The sequence below is a fragment of the Hungatella hominis genome (genome assembly GCF_014288005.1).
Taxonomy (GTDB): Bacteria; Bacillota; Clostridia; order Lachnospirales; family Lachnospiraceae; genus Hungatella; species Hungatella effluvii.
Window position 1 is genome coordinate 63,834 of record NZ_JACOPB010000018.1, and the last position, 22,311, is coordinate 86,144.

Annotated in this window: 20 protein-coding genes; 19 read left to right on the forward strand and 1 reads right to left on the reverse strand. The window is 50.0% G+C overall.

The genetic code is table 11. From position 1 onward, the window contains the following. Positions 1-7: 7 nt before the first annotated feature. Positions 8-1,711: a sensor histidine kinase gene (locus H8S75_RS26170; protein WP_187024042.1), complete on the reverse strand. Its 1,704-nt coding sequence runs from the start codon at positions 1,709-1,711 to the stop codon at positions 8-10. Positions 1,712-1,899: 188 nt separating this feature from the next. Here H8S75_RS26170 and H8S75_RS26175 point away from each other — a divergent pair, with 188 nt between their 5' ends. From H8S75_RS26175 to H8S75_RS26265, 19 genes are all read left to right on the forward strand, one after another. After that, complete coding sequence (locus H8S75_RS26175; protein ID WP_187024043.1) at positions 1,900-3,258, forward strand: ABC transporter substrate-binding protein; 1,359 nt, start codon at positions 1,900-1,902, stop codon at positions 3,256-3,258. Positions 3,259-3,337: 79 nt separating this feature from the next. After that, positions 3,338-4,216, forward strand: coding sequence for a carbohydrate ABC transporter permease (locus H8S75_RS26180; RefSeq protein WP_002602529.1), 879 nt, complete (start codon positions 3,338-3,340; stop codon positions 4,214-4,216). A 23-nt stretch (positions 4,217-4,239) separates the two neighbouring features. Beyond that, positions 4,240-5,070: a carbohydrate ABC transporter permease gene (locus tag H8S75_RS26185; RefSeq protein WP_055653908.1), complete on the forward strand. Its 831-nt coding sequence runs from the start codon at positions 4,240-4,242 to the stop codon at positions 5,068-5,070. A 12-nt stretch (positions 5,071-5,082) separates the two neighbouring features. Next, positions 5,083-5,859, forward strand: a complete 777-nt coding sequence (locus H8S75_RS26190; RefSeq protein WP_187024044.1) for a response regulator transcription factor — start codon at positions 5,083-5,085, stop codon at positions 5,857-5,859. Positions 5,860-6,068: 209 nt separating this feature from the next. After that, complete coding sequence (gene pckA, locus H8S75_RS26195) at positions 6,069-7,673, forward strand: phosphoenolpyruvate carboxykinase (ATP) (RefSeq protein WP_187024045.1); 1,605 nt, start codon at positions 6,069-6,071, stop codon at positions 7,671-7,673. 392 nt (positions 7,674-8,065) lie between these two features. Next, positions 8,066-8,860 carry a transketolase gene (locus tag H8S75_RS26200; RefSeq protein ID WP_349768996.1) on the forward strand — a complete coding sequence of 265 codons (795 nt, stop codon included), beginning with the start codon at positions 8,066-8,068 and terminating at the stop codon, positions 8,858-8,860. A 1-nt stretch (position 8,861) separates the two neighbouring features. Beyond that, the gene (locus H8S75_RS26205) at positions 8,862-9,797 is read left to right on the forward strand and encodes a transketolase family protein (RefSeq protein WP_187024047.1); all 936 of its coding nucleotides are present in this window, start codon (positions 8,862-8,864) and stop codon (positions 9,795-9,797) included. Then, the gene (locus H8S75_RS26210) at positions 9,794-10,777 is read left to right on the forward strand and encodes a nucleoside hydrolase (RefSeq protein WP_187024048.1); all 984 of its coding nucleotides are present in this window, start codon (positions 9,794-9,796) and stop codon (positions 10,775-10,777) included. Before H8S75_RS26205 ends, H8S75_RS26210 begins: the two co-directional genes overlap by 4 nt. Further along, positions 10,770-11,726 carry a nucleoside hydrolase gene (locus tag H8S75_RS26215; RefSeq protein WP_187024049.1) on the forward strand — a complete coding sequence of 319 codons (957 nt, stop codon included), beginning with the start codon at positions 10,770-10,772 and terminating at the stop codon, positions 11,724-11,726. Before H8S75_RS26210 ends, H8S75_RS26215 begins: the two co-directional genes overlap by 8 nt. 64 nt (positions 11,727-11,790) lie before the next feature. Next, entirely contained in the window at positions 11,791-12,846 is a 1,056-nt protein-coding gene (locus H8S75_RS26220; RefSeq protein ID WP_187024050.1) for a BMP family lipoprotein, read from the forward strand. Between the two features lie 89 nt (positions 12,847-12,935). After that, positions 12,936-14,468 carry an ABC transporter ATP-binding protein gene (locus H8S75_RS26225; RefSeq protein WP_187024051.1) on the forward strand — a complete coding sequence of 511 codons (1,533 nt, stop codon included), beginning with the start codon at positions 12,936-12,938 and terminating at the stop codon, positions 14,466-14,468. Continuing rightward, a complete protein-coding gene (locus tag H8S75_RS26230) occupies positions 14,465-15,550 on the forward strand; it encodes an ABC transporter permease (RefSeq protein WP_187024052.1) in 1,086 nt (361 codons plus the stop codon). The genes H8S75_RS26225 and H8S75_RS26230 overlap by 4 nt, the downstream gene beginning before the upstream one ends. Continuing rightward, entirely contained in the window at positions 15,547-16,476 is a 930-nt protein-coding gene (locus H8S75_RS26235) for an ABC transporter permease (protein ID WP_187024053.1), read from the forward strand. The genes H8S75_RS26230 and H8S75_RS26235 overlap by 4 nt, the downstream gene beginning before the upstream one ends. A gap of 152 nt (positions 16,477-16,628) precedes the next feature. Next, a complete protein-coding gene (locus tag H8S75_RS26240; protein WP_187024054.1) occupies positions 16,629-17,330 on the forward strand; it encodes a ribulose-phosphate 3-epimerase in 702 nt (233 codons plus the stop codon). 48 nt (positions 17,331-17,378) lie between these two features. Then, on the forward strand, positions 17,379-18,410 hold the full coding sequence (locus H8S75_RS26245) for a LacI family DNA-binding transcriptional regulator (RefSeq protein ID WP_187024055.1): 1,032 nt from the start codon (positions 17,379-17,381) through the stop codon (positions 18,408-18,410). Between the two features lie 37 nt (positions 18,411-18,447). After that, positions 18,448-18,894: a ribose 5-phosphate isomerase B gene (rpiB, locus tag H8S75_RS26250; RefSeq protein WP_187024056.1), complete on the forward strand. Its 447-nt coding sequence runs from the start codon at positions 18,448-18,450 to the stop codon at positions 18,892-18,894. Positions 18,895-19,172: 278 nt separating this feature from the next. Continuing rightward, entirely contained in the window at positions 19,173-20,075 is a 903-nt protein-coding gene (locus H8S75_RS26255) for a carbohydrate ABC transporter permease (protein WP_207729222.1), read from the forward strand. A 15-nt stretch (positions 20,076-20,090) separates the two neighbouring features. Further along, positions 20,091-20,966, forward strand: a complete 876-nt coding sequence (locus tag H8S75_RS26260) for a carbohydrate ABC transporter permease (RefSeq protein ID WP_187024057.1) — start codon at positions 20,091-20,093, stop codon at positions 20,964-20,966. 35 nt (positions 20,967-21,001) lie between these two features. Beyond that, the gene (locus H8S75_RS26265) at positions 21,002-22,291 is read left to right on the forward strand and encodes an ABC transporter substrate-binding protein (RefSeq protein WP_187024058.1); all 1,290 of its coding nucleotides are present in this window, start codon (positions 21,002-21,004) and stop codon (positions 22,289-22,291) included. Positions 22,292-22,311 lie beyond the last annotated feature (20 nt).

A 22,311-nucleotide genomic window follows, 5' to 3' on the forward strand; every position in this document is an offset into this window, starting at 1 on the left:
TCCTGTTTTATGATAAATTGTTTGTATGAATACGCATGGTTACGGTGGTACGGCGGCTTCCCGGTTCAGACTCGATGGTGAGCTCCGACGACTTTTCAAAATAGAGCTTGATCCGCTTATAGAGGTTGGCCAGGCCGTAGCTCCCCGAGACCGAGCCTACCGGATTCGTCTTTTTAAAGGATTCCTGGATCCGCTCCATGGTCTCCTGATCGATGCCGGGGCCGTTGTCGGTGACAGATATGACACAGCCGTCGCCATTTTCCACAATGCGAATGACAATGTGAACCGGTGAAGAGGTGGTTTCTACCGCGTATTTCATGGAATTTTCTACTAACGGGTGAATAAGCAGCTTGGGAATCTGTATGGAGCGCACCTCCGGCTCCACCTGGTATTCCCAGGTCAGACGGTCCCCGAACCGGAACTTCTCCACCTGCAAGTACTGTTCCACAAATGTCAGCTCCTGATCGATGGTGATGCGGTCGCTCCCCTTTAAAATGTACTGGAACAGTTTGGCCATGGCCATGAGAATTCCGGCGTTGTCCATGTCATTTTTCTGGATCAGGCTCCAGTAGACCGATTCCAGGGCATTGATGATGAAATGAGGGTTGACCTGGGACTGCAGCGCGGTGATTTCCGCTTTGGTCCGCAAAAGCTCTTTTTCAAATACCTGCTCGATCAGACGGTTGTTCTTTTCCACCAGAGCATTGTAATGGATGTTCAGTTCGTTGATGTCAGAATTGGAGTAATGCCGGTCGTTGGCCTGCAGCTTTCCGTCGGCGATCACCATGGATTTTCTCATGTCCGACAATGGCTTTGAGATCATACGCGCAATGAAGAGACTGCAGATCAGGAATACGCCGGTTCCGATGAGAAAGCCGTAGATCACGATGCCGCTCATCCAGGAGATATCATTGGAGGTCAGTTCCTTCGGAATATAGATGGAAAATGTCCAGCCGGAGTACGAGGAAGTGGAATCGGCCAGCTGGTAATTCCGTTCGAAGGCTTCCGGGTTCATGTCCTTTAGCGTCTTTCCATAGGAAACACGGGCGCCGGCGCAGTCGGTCAGCTCCAGCGTGCAGTCGCCCAGCGCGTTTAAATCCTGGGCGATAGAGTCCATTAAATCCGGTTTCAAATGAACCACGACGTATCCGCCGTGTTCAAAGGCGTAGTCCGCCAGGAGAATCCGCTTGACCGCCATGATGGTATGGCCGCCTCCGGACTCCGATTCTGACAGCAGCCATACGGCCTTACCGTTGTATTCGTCGGCCAGGGCGAGGGCGGTCTCCGGGATGGCGTCAGAGAGCGGCTCCTTGGTGTAAGGATAGATCTGGGCCTTTTTACTGTAGAGTTCGATGGATTCTAAGTTGTCCGCGTAATTGATTGTATTCATGGTCTTTAACCGGAGAGTGGAAAAACTCTCCGAGGAAAATGACGCGTTCTGATTATAGTCGTTTAAAATGGTCTGGACCGCCAGGTCGTTGCAGAGACGCTGAAGAGATGAATCCATCTCGGTCAGCGAGGAGTTAAAACGCTCCTGAGCCTGCTTGACTGTGATTTCTATATATTTGGATGACTGCTGAAGGATATAGCCGGACATATTTTTATATAAGTAACCGCCGATGCAGAGAAAGGCGATGGCCATCACCAGCATGGAGGAGATGAATATCTGCCCCGACGTGGTGTTTCCCAATAATTTCAGTTTCTGTTTCATGGCACCTCCGGTTGCGTATGGACCATCGTATGTTTGTGTTACAGCATCATCATACCAAATTCATATGGTAAAATCAAAAGATATGCATCAAGAAGAAAAAATAGTGGAATTTTACAAAAAAATAGTGTGGTTTCTTTCTTTGTTGTCTATTATATACTAAATGTATCTTATAAAGGAGGGATTTACAGATGAAAAAAAGATTAGCAGCAATCGTCTGTGCAGCCGCGCTGGGAGTTACATCACTCACTGGCTGTGCATCAGGAAAGCAGGAGACTGCAGCAGGTACGGAGACGGCCGCAGCGGCGGCCACGGAGAAGGCGGCAGGCGAGGAGAGTAAGGCGGAGACGGGCGGGGAAACAGCGGCCAGCCAGGAAGCCGCGGAGATCACATACTGGGATACGGTTGGCAGCGTGTCGGACCGTGAGGCCAAGCTGGCCATGATCGAGCGGTTCGAAGCAGAAAACCCGGGAATCACGGTAAAATATGAGGGAATGGAAGGCGAGGCCTACAAGACTAAGATTAAGACTGTGGTAAGCGCCAACAATCTGCCGGATATTTTCGGATACTGGGTGGGAGAGCAGTTTAAGACGCTTGTAAACTCCGGAAATGTGGAAGATTTGTCTTCCGTCTTTGAGGAGGACACGGCATTTCGCGATACCTTTGTGCCGGGCAGCTTAGATGCGGTTTCCTATGACGGCAAGGTCTACGGCGCGCCGACCTCCATCACGTGTATGGCTGTCTGGTATAACAAGGCTATCTTCGAGGAGAACGGAGTGGAAGTGCCGAAGACATTTGAGGACTTAAAGGGCGTGATCAATACACTGTCCGATAAGGGCGTGACACCGATCATCGTGGGAGCCAAGGACCGCTGGCCGCTTCTCGGCTGGTATTCCTACCTGGCACAGAGAATCGGCGGTGTCGATCTGTACAATGAGGTGTGTTCCGGAGATAAGAATTTCACGGAAGACGCATATGTACAGGCTGGCGAGGAAATCAAGGCTCTGGCGAAGAAAGGTTTTATCAATGGATGCATGTCCGTAGATGCTACGACGGCGGAAGCCTTGTTCGCGGCAGGTAAGGGCGCAATCTTAATTACCGGTTCCTGGTCGATTCCGACCTTTACGGAAGACCCGGAGCGCGCAAAGGATTTCTCCTATTTCCCGTTCCCTGTGGTGGAGGGCGGAAAAGAGGACGAGGCCGGCTACTTATACGGCGGCGTTGCCAATACCCTGGCGATCAGCAGGTCAACGAAGAATAAAGACGCGGTTGTGAAGTTTTTAAAGTACATGATGAGTGAGGAAGAGCAGACCTTAAGTGTAGAGCGCACAGGAACCTTCTCGACCGTGAAGGTATCCCCGAAGGAAGAGAACATGGATCCGCTGGCATACCAGTTCAGCCAGTACGTATCCGACGGTGTGGAAGGCTTCATTCCGTATACGGATCAGGCCCTGCCTCCGGAACAGGCGGAGAACTTATTAAACGCTTTAACCGCTATCGTTGCGGAAGACAACGCCGACGTTAAGGCGGAGCTTGCAAAGATCAAATAAATTTCACTAATTGGTACAACATTGGGGCCGCGCACGGAACACCTCCGAATACGCGGCCCCGAAAGGAATAGGTAAGAGTATGAAAAAAATTCATCCCGCGGTGCGGTGCCTCTTCATATTGCCTGCGGTTCTGTGGTTTTTTGCGGCGGTGATCGTGCCGGTCCTGATGGCGGTCTATTACAGCTTCTTCAGCTGGGACGGGGTGACCGCCAAGGTGTTTATCCGCTTCGATAATTACAGGGAACTGTTTAAGGATCCGGTCGTCTGGAAGTCCCTTACCAATTCCCTGAAGATGGCATTCTGGTGCGTTCTGCTTCAGCTGCCCATCGGCATGGCGTTTTCCGTCATTCTTTTTAACCGGAAGTTGAAGGGACGGGGATTTTTCCGGACCGTGTACTTCCTTCCGGTGGTGCTGTCCTCCTCCATGATCGGTATCTTATGGGGGCAGATCTACGATCCCAACTTCGGACTGTTAAACGGTCTTCTGGAGGCGGTGGGATTAAAACAGCTGCAGCAGATCTGGCTGGGGGACATGAAGCTGGCGCTGGGCTGTATCATTGCGGTGGTGGTCTGGCAGTTTATCGGCAATTATATTTTGATCTACTATACGGCCCTGCATAACATTTCCGAGGATGTGCTGGAATCGGCCAGGCTGGATGGAGCCGGTGTTCTAAAGCTGTTCCGTTACATTGAACTGCCTCTGATGTGGCCGGTGATCCGTCTGACCCTGATACTGGCCACGGTCAACTCCTTAAAATACTTTGACTTAGTCTACATTATGTCAAACGGAGGACCGAACCATGCCAGCGAGGTTCTGGCTTCCTATGTGGTAAAGAATGCGTTCAATTCCATGAGGATCGGCTATGCGAACACGGTGGCGGTGCTTCTGCTGGTTCTGGGAATCTTCTTTATTGTTCTCTATAACAAGATACTGGCTCCGTCATCGGCCAGCGATTAAATATCACCGAAGGAGGTTTCCGAATGAAAAAACGCAGTATATCACCAGGTAAATGGATTCTGTATCTCATTCTGGCAATTCAGGCGGCAGTCACCACGTATCCGCTGATCTGGATGGTCGTGTCCTCTTTAAAGGACAATGTATCCTTTTTTGCAGATCCGTGGTCCATACCCAAGAATCCTCAGTTTGTCAATTACGTGACGGCCTGGAAAGAAGGAATCCAGGACTACATGATAAACAGCATTGTGATCACCATCGCAACGCTTTTTATCGTCATTATTCTAAGCTGTGCGTTCTCCTTCATGGTCGCCCGTTTTCCGTTTAAAGGGGGCGGACTTCTGGTTGGAATGTTTTTTGCAGGCATGATGATTCCGGTTCACTGTACTCTCGTTCCTCTATACAGCATGATGAACGGACTGGGATGGCTGGACAGCTTATGGGCCCTGCTCTTTCCCTATGTGGCGTCGGGACTGCCGCTGGCCATCTTCCTGACTTACGGCCACTACCAACAGATTCCCATGGAACTGGAGGAGGCGGCGAGAATGGATGGATGCGGTGTCATCCGGATGTTTCTCTACATCTTTCTGCCGCTGGCCAAGCCGGTGATTTCCACTATTGGGATACTGACGGCAATCAGTGTGTGGAACGAGTTCATATTTGCCAATATCATCATCTCTGACCCGCTTAAGAAGACACTGCCGGTAGGCCTTCTGGCGTTAAAGGGAACGTACAATACGAACTACGCTGCGGTCAGCGCGGCGTTGACTATTTCTGCGATACCGATTATCATAGTCTATATCCTGATGTCAGGAAAGATTCAGGCTGGTATGGTGTCGGGCGCGGTGAAGAGCTGAACGGGGGAAACCATGGAACGGACCTATACACTAATGCTGGTGGAGGATGAGCGGAATATTCTGTATGGCATGAAGAATGCCATCCTCTGCCACAAGCCCCAGGTTACTGATATTCTGACCGCTGAAAATGGACGGGAGGCGCTGGAGCTTTTGGAGGAACGGGTTCCGGATATCATCATTACGGATATCCGCATGCCGGAGGTAGACGGCACCGAGCTGGTCCGCCGGATTCGTGAACAGGGGTACGAGATGCCTGTGATCATTCTGACGGCCATGACGGACTTTGCCATTGCCAGGGATTTGATCCATTACCAGATTCAGAATTACATCGTGAAGCCATTTTCGATTGAGGAGATCTTAAAGGAGACGGAGGTGGCCATCGGAGAGCTGAAGAAGCGCAGCCAGATGAAGATGGCGCAGAAGATCGTGAAGGAGTTCCCGGAACTGGTGGAAACTCCGCCCTCCAGCGAGAACCAGCTGATATCCCAGGCCGTGGAATACATAAGCAGCCACTTGGACGGCGCGGCCTCTTTAAATGACATTTCAGGGGCGCTCCATGTGAGCAAGGCGTATCTGTCCACGCTGTTTAAGCGGGAGATGAATACGACCGTGACGGATTTTGTGACGAAGCAGCGGATGAAGGAGGCGAAAAAGCTTCTTCTGGAGACCGATATGCTGGTATCAGAGATCTATTTGAAGGTGGGCTACCAGAGCGATAAGTACTTTATCAAGGTGTTTAAGGAGATAGAAGGGGTGACGCCTCTGGCCTACCGGAAACGGTGGAAATGAAAATCACTATCAGATTCGTCTTATTTGTGCGGCTGAATCTGGAAGATTGTAAAAAAAATAACAAAAGAAATGAAATGGATTATTGACTATTTCGATTATTTGTAATAAAGTAAGTATTAGCCTATGGCGTGTAACTTACAAGGTATAGGTAATATCAAATAAACTATTTGGTTACTATACACTAATACAGAAAAGAGAGGTTGAATAAAATGGCAGAAATCGATTTAAGTCAGTATGGTATCAACGGAACAACAGAAATCGTCTACAACCCTTCATTTGAAACATTATTTGAAGAAGAGACGAAACCAGAACTGGAAGGCTATGAAAAAGGCCAGGTAAGTGAACTTGGTGCAGTTAATGTTATGACGGGTATTTATACAGGACGTTCACCTAAAGATAAGTACATTGTCATGGATGAGAATTCAAAGGACACTGTATGGTGGACTTCTGATGAATATAAGAATGATAATCACCCGGCCAGCCAGGAAGCCTGGGATACAGTAAAGAAAATTGCGCAGGAAGAACTTTCCGGCAAGAGACTTTTCGTTGTAGACGCATTCTGCGGAGCGAATAAAGATACCCGTATGGCAATCCGTTTCATCGTTGAGGTTGCATGGCAGGCTCATTTCGTAAAGAACATGTTCATCCAGCCTACAGCAGAAGAACTTGAGAACTTTACTCCGGATTTCGTTGTATACAATGCTTCCAAAGCAAAAGTAGAGAATTACAAAGAGTTAGGTCTGAACTCTGAGACAACTTCCATGTTCAACATCACCAGCCGCGAGCAGGTAATCGTAAATACATGGTACGGCGGAGAGATGAAGAAGGGTATGTTCTCCATGATGAACTACTATCTGCCGTTAAAGGGCATTGCTTCCATGCACTGTTCTGCCAACACAGATTTAAACGGCGAGAATACCGCTATCTTCTTCGGACTTTCCGGAACAGGCAAGACCACACTTTCCACAGACCCGAAGCGTCTCCTGATCGGTGATGACGAGCACGGCTGGGATGACAACGGCGTATTCAACTTCGAAGGCGGCTGCTACGCTAAGGTTATCAACCTGGATAAAGAATCCGAGCCGGATATCTACAATGCAATTAAGCGCAACGCTCTGTTAGAGAACGTTACCCTTGATTCTGAAGGCAAGATTGATTTCGACGATAAGAGCGTGACAGAGAATACACGTGTATCCTACCCGATCGACCATATCGAGAAGATCGTTCGCCCGGTTTCCGCAGCTCCTGCAGCAAAAGATGTAATCTTCCTGTCAGCAGATGCGTTCGGCGTACTTCCTCCAGTATCCATCCTGACACCAGAGCAGACTCAGTATTACTTCCTGTCTGGATTTACAGCAAAGCTTGCTGGTACAGAGCGTGGAATTACAGAGCCTACACCTACCTTCTCCGCTTGCTTCGGCCAGGCTTTCTTAGAGCTGCACCCGACAAAGTATGCAGAGGAGCTAGTTAAGAAGATGGAGAAGAGCGGCGCAAAGGCTTACCTTGTCAACACCGGATGGAACGGTACCGGCAAGCGTATCTCTATCAAGGATACCCGCGGCATCATCGACGCGATCCTGGATGGTTCTATTGCAAACGCACCGACAAAGCAGCTTCCGTACTTCAACTTTGAGATTCCGACAGAGCTTCCGGGCGTAGATCCTAAGATCCTTGATCCTCGCGATACATATGCTGAAGTTTCCGAGTGGGAGACAAAGGCAAAAGATCTGTCCCAGCGTTTCATTAAGAACTTTGCAAAATATGAGGGTAATGAAGCAGGAAAAGCTTTAGTTTCCGCAGGTCCTCAAGTTTAAGAATAAGATGTGTCAGATTGGCCCCCGGCAGTTGCTGCCGGGGGTTTTTGTGCATCAGAGAGGTGGTCAGACTACACAAAGAGCTTTTTGGACAGAAAGGCGTGCCCGCATTAGCGAAGCAGAAAATGGGTTTTACAGGTTTAAAAGAAAATATTGTCTGACGTAGCTGATTAGAAGCATATTAAAATAAAAATATACAAAGTGCATAAATAATACCCCTGTATACGCTTTAAAAAAGGGAATATATCTGTCATGATTTACAAAAAAAATATTACCTATTGATTTAAACGTATAAACAAACTATAATGTGTCCATAGGATAGCAGCAGTTAGATGAAAACAGATAATGCAGCATATTTTTGAGGAGGTCGTGATTTGAAATCTTATGAAGCAATGGAAGAAGAGGCTCTGGCAGTCCGCAGAGACATCATTGAGATGCTTTACCAGGCGGGAAGCGGTCATCCCGGCGGTTCCCTGTCAGTGACGGATATTCTGGTGTGTCTTTACAACAGGATCCGGGTGGATGAAAAGCAGCCGGACATGGAAGACCGGGACCGGGTGGTACTCAGCAAGGGACATGCAGCCCCCGCGTTGTATGCCGTGCTCGCGGAACACGGTTTTTTTTCAAAAGATGCATTTAAACGTTTAAGAAGACTGGGTGGCATGCTTCAGGGCCATCCGGATATGAATAAAACGCTGGGTGTCGATGTGTGCACCGGTTCTCTGGGACTTGGGATATCGACCGCCTGTGGGATCGCATTGGCCGGAAAAGTAAGAAAGAAGGACTACCATATTTATGCGGTTCTGGGAGACGGTGAGCTGCAGGAAGGAATTGTGTGGGAAGCTATGACGGCCGCGGTTCACCATAAACTGGATAACATGACGGTAATTGTGGATTTAAACGGACTGCAGATCGACGGTCCGGTGGAAAAAGTAATGGGGCTTGGCAATTTGAAGGGGAAACTCCTGGATTACGGTTTTAAAGTGGTGGAAGTGGATGGCCATGATTTTGAAGCGCTGGATGCGGCCATTGCGGTGAGAGAAGCAGGCGTTCCGATCTGCATACTGGCTAAGACGGTTAAGGGAAAAGGTGTTTCCTTTATGGAAAATCAGGCCGGATGGCATGGACAGAAGGTAAATGAAGAAGATTATAAGGCTGCTATGGAAGAACTGAAAGGAGGGAGATAAGATGACTGAACCAGCAATGAGAGAGGCTTACGGAGACGCCCTGCTTAAGATGGGAGAGGACGAAAGCGTTGTGGTTCTGGATGCGGATCTGGCGAAAGCGACATCCTCCAGCAAATTTGCCGCGAAGTATCCCGATCGGTTCTTCGATATGGGGATCGCGGAGCAGAATCTGATGGGAACGGCAGCAGGGATGGCGATAAGCGGGCTGAAGCCATTTGCATCGACCTTTGCCCTGTTTGCAGCGGGACGTGCCTATGAACCGATCCGCAATGCAATCTGCTATGCAAAGGCGCCGGTGAAGATCGTGGCTACACATGCGGGACTTTCTCCGAATTCTGATGGTGGAAGCCATGAGACAATCGAGGATATTGCCCTGATGCGGGTGCTTCCGGGCATGACGGTTTTAAGCCCCTGTGATTACAGGCAGGCTCTTGACATGGTGTTACAGATGAAAGATATGGATCAACCGGCTTATATCCGGATGTCGAGGCACCCGGTGGAGACGGTGACCAAAGAGGGAAGCCATACGGAGATCGGTAAGATCGACGTGCTCCGCGAAGGCGGAGATGTGTGCTTTACAGCCACGGGGGTTATGGTGGCACAAGCGCTGCATGCGGCAGAGGCTCTGGAAGAAAAGGGAATACACGCTGCGGTTTTAAATGTACATACCATCAAGCCTCTGGATAAGGAGACACTGATCCGCTACGGTAAATCATGCGGATGTATGGTGACGGCTGAGGAACACTCGGTAATCGGAGGATTGGGATCAGCGGTGGCGGAAGTTCTTTCAGAATGCGGCGGATGCCGTTTGAAACGCGTCGGTATTCAGGATAAATTCGGACAGTCCGGCGATCTGGGGGAATTGATGGAGAGCTATGGACTGACGGCAGAAAATCTTATTGAGACCGCATTAAAACTGATGGAGGAAGACAAATGAATAAGATCCCGGTAATCATTGACTGCGATACAGGAATCGACGATATGATCTCCTTTGCTGTGACACTCACTTCGGATAAGCTTAACATTCTGGGAATCACCACGGCAGCAGGAAATCAGGTAGTGGATATCACCACACAGAATACATTAAACGGAGTCACTATCATGGGAAGAACCGACATTCCGGTGGCAAGAGGTGCAGAAAAGCCGCTTTCGAGACCGCTTCGGGATGCCGGATACATACATGGCGAAAACGGTCTGGGAACGTACCGGTTCGCTGAAATGACGGCAAAACAGCCGGAAGATGTGGACGCAGTGGAACTGATGAGAAGCCTGCTGGCCGCATCAGAAGAAAAGGTTGTGATTCTTGCGATCGCACCGCTTACCAATGTGGCAAGGCTGCTGATGGATCATCCGGAGGCAGGAGAAAAGATAGATAAGATTGTGTTTATGGGAGGTTCTTTGAGAACCGGCAATCCGACTCCGGTATCCACCTTCAATGTGCTGGCGGATCCGGAAGCAGCAAGATATGTGATGAAGAGCGGCGTTCCTTTCCACATGTGTCCTCTGGATACAACCAGGGAGTTATATCTGACAGCAGAGGATATCGAATCCATCGGGAAAATCAGCAATCCGGTTGCTCAGATGAACTATGAGATGTGCCGTTTTTACAATGATGCTGTGAATAAGAACAACAACGCAGATAAGCGGTTTAAGGGCCTGTGTATCCACGATCTCTGTGCAGCAGCGTATGTAACGGATCCCCAGCTTTTCACGACCGTGAAATATCAGGGAGATGTGGAGACGGAGGGAGAACTGACTCTGGGATTTACAGTTCTGGATTATGAAAATATCAGACAGGTGCCGGAGGAAGAGAGGAATGTCACCTTTATCCGTTCCGTTGACAGGGAAGGTGTCTTGAAGATCTATTTCGAAGCACTGAAAAGCTTTGAAGAACAGGGGGAAGAAATCAATGGATAAAATACCGGTAATCATAGACTGCGATACAGGAATTGATGATATGATATCCTTTGTACTGACACTTTCGTCGAAGCAGCTGGATATCCGGGGAGTCACCACCGTGGCGGGAAATGTGTCTCTGCCGTACACAACGTATAATACCATCAATGGTCTGGCCTATATGGGCAGAGGCGAGATTCCGGTGGCGGCCGGAGAAGCAGCGCCCCTTGAGCGTTCGTACCGTGATGCCAGTGAGATTCACGGGGACAGCGGATTGGGAGAATTTACATTTGACAATCCCGTGGATTACGGCCCTGTGGAGACCGGAGGGGTGGAATTTTTATATGAGAAGCTGATGGAATCAAAAGAGAAGATCACGATACTGGCGCTGGCGCCGCTTACCAATATTGCAAAGCTTTATCTGGAGCACCCGGACTGTAAGGAAAAGATCGAGAAGATCGTATTTATGGGAGGATCTGTTTTCAGCGGAAATCCGACTCCGGTTGCGACATTCAACGTGTGGGTGGACCCTGAGGCGGCAAGGATCGTTATGAAGGGCGGCGTTCCGTTCTTTATGTGTCCGCTGGATACCACCAGGGAAGCTTATCTGACAGAGGAGGAGCTGGAAATCGTCGGAACCATCGAAAATCCAGTGGCAGAAATGGTCTATACCATGTGCAGCTTCTACTGGAGCCAGGAGAAAAAGAATGTAAACGGCCATAAGCGTTTTAAAGGGTTATGCATCCATGACCTGTGCACGGCGGCGTATGTGACGAATCCGGAACTGTTTCACTCCACGAGATACTACGGAGACGTGGAGACGAAGGGACCGCTTACGGAAGGCTTTACCATGATTGACTATGAGGATATCTTGAGTAAGAGCGAGGAAGAGAAGAACATCGACTATATTGATTCTGTTGACAGAGACGGAGTGATGAAGGTTTTCTTTGAGGCGCTTAAATCTTATTGAACATTCTGAAAGAGATTTCGCTGCCTTTAAGGCGGATGAACCTAGAGTAAAAGGAGAAGATAAAATGAAAAAAGTATTAGCAGCGGTACTGGCGGGAGTTATGGCATTTTCTTTGACAGCATGCGGAGGCGGAGCAGCGAATGACGCGGGAAGCAGTGGAAAGACGGAAGGAACAGGGGAGAAGACATACAAGGTCGCACTGATGGCGGACGGCGCCGGCTTCGGTTCCCAAAGCTTCAACGACGTTGCGCTGGAAGGACTGGAGAAGGCGAAGACAGATTTTGGGATCGAGCTGACGACACTGGAGGTTAAGGAAGTAGCAGACTTTGCAAACAGCTTGAGAAGCCTGGCACAGCAGGGCTGTGATCTGATCATTACACCGAGTTCCACGATCAAGGACGCGGTGACGGAAGTAGCCGCAGAGTATCCGGATACATTTTTCGGACTTCTGGATGTTCAGGTGGAGGGCGTATCAAATGTGGTTTCGTCCAGTTACCGTGAGCATGAGGCGGCATTTTTACTCGGCGCTCTTGGCGGATATTTGACAAAGACAAACCAGATCGGCTTTATCGGCGGTGTCAGCGGCGTGATTCAGGACCGTTTCCAGTATGGATATATGGCCGGGGCATGGTATTCCAACCCGGAGGTAAAGGTTACTTCCTCCTATACCGGAAGCTTCAGCGACGTGGGTAAGGGAAAAGAGATCGCTACCATGATGTTCAGCGATGGCTGCGACTATGTGGCGCCGTCCGCAGGCGCATGCAACTTAGGCGTGTTCCAGGCATCTAAGGAAGCCGGCGCCGACAAGTGGAGCTTTGGCGCAGCCAACGGACAGTTTAACCAGATGCCTGACAAGATCGTGGCTTCCCAGGTAAAGCGTGTGGACAATGTCGCTTATTCCATGGTGGAAAAAATGGTAAACGGAACGCTGAAGGGCGAGCAGAGCGAATACGGCTTAAAGGATGGCGGCGTGGATTTAATGTACTCCACTGAGGAGGCCATGAAGACGTCAGTTCCCGAGGATATCAGGGATAAAGTAGAAGAGATTAAAAAACAGATTGTAGATGGAACCATTAAAGTTCCGGCTACTCAGGACGAATATAACGCATATGTAAAATAGAACCCGTATCGAGATGAAATGACATGCATCGCACGTAAGCGTCTGATAGACGGGCGCTAAATGCTCATAGCCAGGAGAGGGGTAGCGATATGGAATATGCAATTGAATTAAAGGAACTGACGAAACGGTTCAACCAGTTTACGGCCAACGATAAGATTTCTTTTTCCGTAGAAAAGGGAGAGATCCATGCGCTGGCAGGGGAAAACGGCGCGGGTAAGACGACTCTGATGAATATGATCTACGGTCTCTATACGCCGACCTCAGGAGAATTACGGATCAACGGGGAGCAGGTTAAATTCACCAGCTCAAGAGATTCCATTGCCAAAGGCATTGGCATGGTGCATCAGCATTTCATGCTGGTTCCAAAGCTTACGGTGGCGGAAAACATCATCGCGGGCCAGGAGACCGGATCGGCGCTTAAGCTGGACCGGAAGACGGCGGAAAAGCAGATTGCCGAGCTGTCCGATCAGTACGGTCTGAAGATTGATCCGGCGGTGAAGGTCGGCGATCTGTCAGTGACCATGCAGCAGAGGGTGGAGATTTTGAAGGTATTATACCGCCGCGCGGAAATTCTCATCTTTGACGAGCCCACGGCCGTGCTGACACCACAGGAGATCGATGAGTTCTGCGATATTCTGTTAAAGCTCAAACAGCAGGGAAAGACGATTCTTTTCATCAGTCATAAGTTAAACGAGGTCATGAAGATATCGGATCAGGTAACAGTAATCCGGCTTGGCAAGGTGATCGGAACGGTGAAGACCAGTGAGACCACGCCGGAGGAACTGACCCGGATGATGGTGGGACGAGATATCTCCCTGGGAGGAGGCGCCCGCGAGGAGATGAAGGCACCGAGGGAGATATTAAAGATTGACCATGTGTCTTATAAGAACAGCAAAAACATTAAGAAGGTGGATAACTTAAGCCTTTCCGTGAAAGCTGGAGAGATTTTGGGAATCGCCGGAGTGGACGGCAACGGCCAGGAGGAACTGGTGGAGATGATCTGCGGACTGCGGAATATGGATGAAGGCGATATCCGCCTCGACGGAGAATCCATTAAAAACCGTCCTACGGGAATGGTTCAGGATATGGGAATCGGATATATCCCGGAGGACCGCCACAAAGACGGACTGGTACTGGATTTCTCCATTGCGGAAAATGTGATTCTCGGACAGCACAGGAAACCTTTGTTTGCGAAGCACGGGCTGATCATGAAGAAAAAGGAGATCGGGGAGACGGCGGAGAGTTTAAGGGAACAGTTTGATATCCGGTGCTCCGGTGTAGATTCGGCAGCGTCCACGCTGTCCGGCGGAAACCAGCAGAAGATCGTAATTGCAAGAGCTATTTTCCGAGGACCGAAGGCAATCCTGGCGGTTCAGCCCACCAGAGGCCTGGACGTAGGAGCGATAGAATACATACACAAGGCGCTGGTGGAGCAGAGAAACCAGGGAAAGGCCGTGCTGCTTTTATCATTGGAGCTGGATGAGATTCTGTCCTTAAGCGACCGGATTGCGGTTATTCATAAAGGAAAAATTGTGGGAATCGTAGATGCCCATAAGACAACGAGAGAAGAACTGGGGCTCATGATGCTGGGGCATGTGACCGGAAAGGAGGAGGAAGCATGACGAAGGAGAAGAAGAACGAAAAAAAGAAAGATGGCTTAAACGGTGTGCTGATGCAGGTCGCCATTTCCATTATTTCGATCGTATTTGCTTTTCTGGTAGGAGGAATTATCATAGCAGCCATGGGCGAGAACCCATTTAAAGCGTATTCTGTGCTGATTAAGGGCGCCGTGGGAACACCGGTGGCGCTGACGGTTTCCTTAACCAAGACAGTGCCGTTAATCTTAACCGGTCTCGCCGTGGCGGTAGCTCAGAAGAGCCGCGTGTTCAATATCGGTGCCGAGGGGCAGCTCCTGGTGGGCGCGTTTGCCGCCGGCTACGTAGGCTTCACCTTCCACCTGCCTGCGCCTCTTCACATTCTGCTCTGTCTGGCGGCAGCCGTGATTGCAGGCATGTTCTGGGCGTTTATTGCTGCATTTTTAAAGTATTCGAGAAATGTTCATGTGGTGATCGCAACCATAATGCTGAACTATATTGCGACTTCTCTGGTTCAGTATTTTGTCTGCGGACCGTTCAAGGAGCCGGGGGCTACCTTTAATGCGACATCGGCGATTGCCGAGACGGCGAAGCTGCCGCAGATTCTGCCGCGGCCGCTGTCTTTAAACCTGGGATTTGTCATTGCGCTGGTAATGATTGCCGCATGCTGGTTTTTGCTTAATAAGACGACTACCGGATATGAGATGAGAGCGGTCGGTTCCAATCCAAACGCCAGCCGCGTGGGTGGAATCAATATTAAGAAAAACATGTTCATGGCTCTGGTTTTAAGCGGCGCGCTGGCCGGACTGGCAGGCGGAATCGAGGTATCGGGAAGTTTATACCGTGTGATGGAGGGCTTTTCTCCGGGATACGGCTTCAATGGAATTCCCGTTGCCATGATGGCAAACGGCAATCCCATTGCAATTTTCTTCTCAGCCTTTCTCCTGGGAGCCATGAGAAACGGTGCGCTGGCTATGCAGATTCAGCTGGGAATCTCCCAGGATATCGTGGATATTATTCAGGGTCTGGTTATTATCTTCCTGGGCTGTGATTATATGATCCGTTACTACATAAACCATGTACGTCTCGAAAGGAGGAAACTGGCATGACAGGAATGATCTCGATTCTACTGTTGTCAACCCTTCGGATGGGGACGCCTCTCGCCCTTACTGCTCTCGGCGGTACGATGTCCGAGCGTTCCGGTGTTACCAACATTGGTCTGGAAGGAATTTTAACCGCCGGCGCCTTTGCCGCGGTCGTGGGCAGTTATTTCACCGGAAATCCCTGGATCGGCGTTCTCTGCGCGGTCGTTATGGGGATTGCCATTTCAGCGATTCACTCGTTTATCGCGGTAACAGCCGGCGGCGCCCAGAATATCAGCGCCATGGCCCTCGTCATGCTGGCCAACGGTTTTTCCGCAGTGGGATTAAATGCCATCTTTAAGAGTGCAGGCAACTCGGCCCAGGTAAACGCCCTGCCGACCACGCCGATCCTGGCGTACATACCGGTCGTGGGAGAGTTTTTAGCCAAGCTTTCACCTTTCGTTTATATTGCATTTATTATGCTGTTTGTGGTCTGGTATATTTTGAAGCACACGCCGCTGGGACTTCGCATCACCATGGTGGGCGAGCAGCCGAAGGCGGCGGAGACAGCGGGAATCAGCGTTGCGAAGATACGGTACTTCTCCGTACTGGCGTCAGGCTTCTTAGGCGGATTGGGCGGTGCTTACCTGTCTCTCGGGCAGATGAATCTCTATCAGGACGGAATGGTTTCTGGTCGTGGTTATCTGGCGCTGGGTGCAGTAATCATGGGGAAATGGAACCCGGTGGGAGCATTTTTCTCTGCTATGTTCTTCGGTTTATTTGAGGCAATCCAGATATATGTTCAGATGATACCGAATTTCCCGGTGCCTCACGAGTTTATTGAAATGATTCCGTATGTAGCCAGTCTTATCGTTCTGGCCGGCTTCATCGGAAAGGCGGAGGGACCGGCCGCCAACGGCAAACCGTATTCCCGGTTCGTAAATTTAAGGTAAAGAATCAGCCGTGCGGCAGTTTGCATGGAAAAGTGTGTTATCCGTGCTTCTTGTTTTCGTGTTGTTTGAAAACATGAAGATGCACGGCTGAACAGGTACGAAAGCGGGCCGGCAGTGCCCGCTTAAGTGCTTATAAGAAGGAGGGAAAAACAATGAGACAAGGGGATCTGATCGTTAATCCTACACTGGCCTGCGGGAATCCCTTGAATTTTAAGGAAGATTTAGATATACTTGAGAAAACAGGAATTAAGATTCTGCATATCGACATTATGGATGGCCATTACGTGCCGAATCTCTGCTTCGATACCGGGATGGTTGGGCGAATCCGGAAAAACTACTCGTTTCTTCTGGATGTCCACTTAATGGTGACGAATCCGGAGGCCTATATCCAGCCGCTTGCGGCGGCCGGAGCGGATTATGTAAGCTTTCATTTTGATGCGACCCATTTTCCGATCCGAATGCTGAATCAGATACGGGAAAACGGCATGAAGGGCGGCGTGGTGCTGAATCCTGCCCAGTCACCTGAGCTGCTTGCAGGGACGCTTCCTTACCTGGATTTTGTACTGGTGATGGGCGTGGAACCCGGATTTTCCGGTCAGAAGTTCCTGGAGGGAACCGTGGAAAAGGTGAGAAAGCTTAAGAGTATGCGGGAGCAAATGGGGCTTTCCTATCTGATCGAAGCCGACGGCGGCGTGGATCGGGAGAATACCGTTACCCTGTTAAAGCAGGGGGCGGATATCCTGGTGTCGGGGGCGTTTGGTGTGTTTGAAGGAAGAAATGGGCTCGAACAGGACTGCAGGGAGTACCAGGAACTGGCGCTTAGGGCAGCCGGAGAGAAGCAGATGGATTTATAAGTAACGGAATTTATCATAAGCAGCAGACAGACGAAGGGGGGAAATGGTGTGGCGACAATTAAAGATATTGCAAGAGTAGCGGGCGTGTCTACAGCGACCGTGTCCATGGTCTTAAACGGAAAGGACTGCATTACCAAAAAGACGAAAGAGAAGGTGATGGCGGCCGCCAGGGAAGTGGACTATATCCCGAGTATTGCGGCCAAATCGCTGAAGACGAATCGCAGCTATACCATAGCCCTTTTTGTAGGAGATATCGCAAACCCGTTTTTCCCGGAGATTATAAAGGGGGTGGAGGCGGCAGCCAAGGACCGGAATTACAGCGTCATAATCTATGACCTGTCCGGGCAGGATCAGGACTTTGTGGAGCAGATCGATAAGGCGGCCAGCCAGAAGGTGGATGGCTTTTTTATCACCGGCAGTACGCGGATCTCAGAGGAAGCAAAGAAGAGACTTTTAATGATCGCGGACTCGGGCATCAAGATGATATCCTGCAACCGGTTTATGGAATGGGGCGAATTCCCGTTAATCTATACCTCCGAGGGAGAACAGGTGGACGGCCTGCTGAGCAAGCTGGCGGCGCTGGGCCATAAGCATATTGGCTGTATCTCCGGCTATCCGGAATACTGGGTGGCGGAGCGAAGGGAAGATTTCTACCGGAAGACGCTGGAGCAGTACGGTTTATACCATCCGGAGTATATCGTGAACGGCGGTTTCTTCATAGAAGATGGTATCCGCAGCACAAAGAAGCTCTTAAAGGAACAGCCTCAGATTACGGCTGTGATGTGCGTAAATGATACCCTGGCAATTGGCTGTAATGCGGCCGCCAGAGAACTGGGACTTAAGGTTCCGGAGGACTTGTCCATATTCGGCGTGGATGGCGTGGAGTGTCTGAAATATTTTGCGCCGCAGATTACAACAGTGGATACCCATCGGTATGAGTATGGCTACAAGGGAACCGTCAGGCTGATCGAGCTGATCGAGGACGACGGGAGCAGGAAGCAGGAACTGCTGGAGACCATGGTATGTTCCTGTTCCATTCAGCAGGGAGATACGATTGCCCCTCCGAGAAAAGAAAATTAGAGAATCGTAAATCGATAAAGAAAGGCTGGATTAAAGCATGAGAATAGGAATTGGATGTGACCACGGCGGTTATGAGATGAAGGAAGAACTGAAAAAAAGGCTGACTGCCGCCGGCCACACAGTTGCAGATAAAGGAATTTACAGTGTCACCGAAGTGGATTATCCGGACATAGCCGTGGAGACGGCCAGGGGAGTTGTGGACAAGGAGTATGACTGCGCGGTTCTGGTGTGCGGAACAGGGATCGGTATGAGCATTGCGGCCAACAAGGTGGATGGTATCCGCGCCGCGCTTGTGACCGATACGTTTTCGGCCAGGATGGCGAAGGAGCATAACAATGCCAACATCATCACGCTGGGAGCCAGAACGGTGGGAATCGAGCTGGCGTGGGAGCTGGTAAACGCGTATCTGGGAGCGGAGTTCCTTGGGGGCAAGCATCTGGTGCGGGTTGAGAAGATTATGGGGCTGGAAGGAAAAGCAGAATAAAGAATAATTGTCTGAAAAATCAGGTAAAGAATGCACTGCAGGCCAGACTGCGGCAGCTTTTTTACCTGATTTTTTTTAATTTTAATTTTGGATAAAGTGCGAGGTCAGAATTCATAAATTTATTTTAAATGATATGAATGATATAAAAAATATAAACGATATAATAAATGTTGACTTTGATATATGACAATGCTATATTATATTTAAATGAAACAGCTGCTGTATAGAAATATACCATCTATTTGGAACATTTTACCATGAGAGAAGGGGGAGGTATTTTGAATTACATAAAAAATGATGAAAGAAGAAGGAACAGGCACGGATTTGGAAATCAGAATGTTATGGGAAGAGTCTTTACTGCACCGCCGGTTCTTCTGTTTTTCTTATTCACCTTTATTCCGATTATTATGGCGGTGGTGATCAGCTTTACCGACTACGATATTGTGAACGCGCCCCGGTTTGTGGGGCTGTACAATTACAGGAAGATGATAAATGATGAATTTTTCTGGATTGCCCTCAAGAACACGTGCGTATATACGCTGCTGTATGTGCCGGGCGGCCTGCTCCTTTCTCTGGGAGCGGCCCTGTACTTAAATGTAAACCGGAAGTTCGTGAGTGTCTTCCGGACGTTTTTTTATCTGCCGGTGCTTTCCTCCACGGTGGCGACCGCCACACTGTGGTTCTGGATTCTGAATCCGCAGCTGGGCCTGTTGAACGGAGTTCTGGAGCTGTTTGGCATTTCGGGGCCTGCCTGGCTCTACGACAGCCGGTGGGCCATGCTGGCCGTGGTTATGATGAGTCTCTGGGCGGGATTCGGGACAAATATGATGATCTTCTTATCCGGTTTGAAAGGGGTATCCCAGTCTCTGTATGAGGCCGCCAGAGTAGAAGGCGCCAACCGGTGGCAGATTTTTACGCACATCACATGGCCGTCCATCTCCAAGACCACGTTTCTGGTGACGACGATGCTGATTATCTCCAGCTTTCAGGTGTTTGACCAGGCGTTTATCCTGACGAGAGGAGGCCCTGGCAACGCCACGATCACACTGGTCTATTACATTTATAACAATGGCTTCAATAATCTGAATATGGGCTACGCCTCCAGCATTTCCATGGTCCTGTTTCTGATTATCCTGGTGTTTTCCGTATTGAATACCAGGCTGAACAATGCGGATATTTAAGAGAGGAGGAAGAAGATGAACAGCCGTGAAGTGAAAAGACGTACAAAGAGTATTTTATGGTATACGGGAGCGGTCCTGATATCTCTTGCCACCGTGTATCCGTTCCTGTGGATGGTATCCACATCGTTTAAGCCGGAGGCGGAGATTTACTCCAACTCCCTGTCCCTGCTGTCCTCGAAATTTACACTGTCCAATTATGCGAAGGTATTCAGAACCATGCCGTTTGCCAGGTATTTTATGAATTCCTTTATCCTGGCGGCCAGCGGTGTGGCGACAAACTTATTCTTCGGTGCGCTGGCGGGATACGGGTTTGCAAAGCTTAAATTTCAGGGTAGAAAGGTGTCGTTTCTGATCCTGCTGTCGTCGATGATGATCCCGGCGGTCGCCACCATGATTCCTCAGTTCCTTGTTTTAAAATTCTTTCCTCTGGTGGGAGGCAACAACTTATTCGGACAAGGCGGAAACGGTTTTATCAACAGCTACTTTGCCATCATCATTCCGGGAGCGGTAGGGGCATTTGCAGTATTTTTTATGAAGCAGTTCTTCGAGACTCTGCCGGACGAGCTGGCCGAGGCTGCCAGAGTCGATGGCTGCGGAGAGTTTAAGATATTCACGAAGATTTACTTTCCGCTGATCAAGCCTGCGGCCATTACGCTGGCGATCATGACATTCCAGTCGGGCTGGAACAGCTTTATGTGGCCTCTCATCGTGCTGAACTCCGATAAGATGAAGACGGTTCAGGTGGGGCTGGCCACGTTTCAGTACCAGTATGATACCCAGTACGGCCCGCTGATGGCAGGCACGGTGATCGCCACCCTGCCCATGGTCCTGCTGTTCTTATTTGCGCAGAAATACTACGTGGAAGGAATTGCCTTCAGCGGAGGAAAATAAATAATATTCAAACCAGAAAAAAGGAGAAAACGAATATGAAAAAGTTAATGGCGGCCGTTTTGACGGCCACGGTAGCGACAGGTCTGCTGGCCGGATGCAGCACGGGCAACGGCGGAAATGGTGAGAAGGGCTCTGAGGCGGCTGGAAAGCAGGAAGTGACCATGTGGGGCTCCATGAGCGGCGACGCAGTGGAGTACATCAACCAGATGACTGAGAACTACAACAATTCCCAGGAGAAGTACCACGTGACATACGCAGTACAGGACAGTATGGAGGAGAAGTTAGTAACCGCCATCGCCGGAGGGGACGTGCCGGACATCGTTATGTGGGATCGTTTTACCACGGCAACATACGCCGCAAAGGGAGCGTTTATGCCGCTGGATGACTACATAGCCGGCGACAAGGTGGATATGGATCAGTTTTACCAGCCCACAGTCGAAGAAATGAAGGGAAACGACGGCAAACAGTATGGCGTTCCCCTGACGGTGGATACGAGAATTCTCTTCTATAATAAGGACCTCTTAAAGGAAGCCGGAGTGAATCCGGAGGAAATCAGTACGTGGGATGCCTTAAAGACCGCCGCAGCGGCACTTACAAAGAGAGATGCAGGCGGAAAGCTGGAGCAGTCCGGTTTTTCCCTGTCGGATCCGGGGCTTTTCAATAACTGGATTCTCCAGGCGGGCGGAAAGATGGTGGATGATACGGTGACGCCACCGGTTACCGCATTCAATTCCGAGGCGGGACTGGCTGTGCTGAATTACTGGGATGAACTGCTGAATCAGGAGAAGGTCTATGATCTGGGCTTCGAGGATGGCTTCGGGGGTAACGGCTTTAAGGCAGGCAAGGTAGCCATCTGCTTCAACGGGCCGTGGGCGCTCAAATCCTTAGATGAGTCGGGAATCTCCTACGGTGTACTGGAACAGCCCGAGGGACCCGGAGGAGTGCGGTCCGCGATTATGGGCGGATTCGGCCTGGTAATTCCGAGCAAGGCAAAGAATCCGGATGCCGCCTGGGACTTCATCAAATGGTGGACGACACAGCCGGAAAACGGCGTGGAATTTGCGAAGCTCAGTGCCAATCTTCCAGCCAATAAAAACGCGGCGGCAGACGATTACTTCATGAACGACGAGATTTTATCCGTATTTTCCAGGACCATGCTGTATGCTACGACGAGAATGCCGGTTCCGGGATACTCCGATGTGGAAGGTCTGGCACTTCGGCCGCAGCTGGATCTGTTTGTGGGCGGAACGCTCTCCGCAGAAGAGGCTCTGGCCACGGCTCAGAAACAGGGCGATAAGATTTTGGCGGAAGCAGCTTCTAAATAACGCTTCCCGCGAGAATAAAG

Coding starts and splice junctions, on each gene's coding strand:
- H8S75_RS26170 (WP_187024042.1), bottom strand. CDS start 1,711: ATGAAACAGAAACTGAAATTATTGGGAAACACCACGTCGGGGCAGATA.
- H8S75_RS26175 (WP_187024043.1), top strand. CDS start 1,900: ATGAAAAAAAGATTAGCAGCAATCGTCTGTGCAGCCGCGCTGGGAGTT.
- H8S75_RS26180 (WP_002602529.1), top strand. CDS start 3,338: ATGAAAAAAATTCATCCCGCGGTGCGGTGCCTCTTCATATTGCCTGCG.
- H8S75_RS26185 (WP_055653908.1), top strand. CDS start 4,240: ATGAAAAAACGCAGTATATCACCAGGTAAATGGATTCTGTATCTCATT.
- H8S75_RS26190 (WP_187024044.1), top strand. CDS start 5,083: ATGGAACGGACCTATACACTAATGCTGGTGGAGGATGAGCGGAATATT.
- pckA (WP_187024045.1), top strand. CDS start 6,069: ATGGCAGAAATCGATTTAAGTCAGTATGGTATCAACGGAACAACAGAA.
- H8S75_RS26200 (WP_349768996.1), top strand. CDS start 8,066: ATGGAAGAAGAGGCTCTGGCAGTCCGCAGAGACATCATTGAGATGCTT.
- H8S75_RS26205 (WP_187024047.1), top strand. CDS start 8,862: ATGACTGAACCAGCAATGAGAGAGGCTTACGGAGACGCCCTGCTTAAG.
- H8S75_RS26210 (WP_187024048.1), top strand. CDS start 9,794: ATGAATAAGATCCCGGTAATCATTGACTGCGATACAGGAATCGACGAT.
- H8S75_RS26215 (WP_187024049.1), top strand. CDS start 10,770: ATGGATAAAATACCGGTAATCATAGACTGCGATACAGGAATTGATGAT.
- H8S75_RS26220 (WP_187024050.1), top strand. CDS start 11,791: ATGAAAAAAGTATTAGCAGCGGTACTGGCGGGAGTTATGGCATTTTCT.
- H8S75_RS26225 (WP_187024051.1), top strand. CDS start 12,936: ATGGAATATGCAATTGAATTAAAGGAACTGACGAAACGGTTCAACCAG.
- H8S75_RS26230 (WP_187024052.1), top strand. CDS start 14,465: ATGACGAAGGAGAAGAAGAACGAAAAAAAGAAAGATGGCTTAAACGGT.
- H8S75_RS26235 (WP_187024053.1), top strand. CDS start 15,547: ATGACAGGAATGATCTCGATTCTACTGTTGTCAACCCTTCGGATGGGG.
- H8S75_RS26240 (WP_187024054.1), top strand. CDS start 16,629: ATGAGACAAGGGGATCTGATCGTTAATCCTACACTGGCCTGCGGGAAT.
- rpiB (WP_187024056.1), top strand. CDS start 18,448: ATGAGAATAGGAATTGGATGTGACCACGGCGGTTATGAGATGAAGGAA.
- H8S75_RS26260 (WP_187024057.1), top strand. CDS start 20,091: ATGAACAGCCGTGAAGTGAAAAGACGTACAAAGAGTATTTTATGGTAT.
- H8S75_RS26265 (WP_187024058.1), top strand. CDS start 21,002: ATGAAAAAGTTAATGGCGGCCGTTTTGACGGCCACGGTAGCGACAGGT.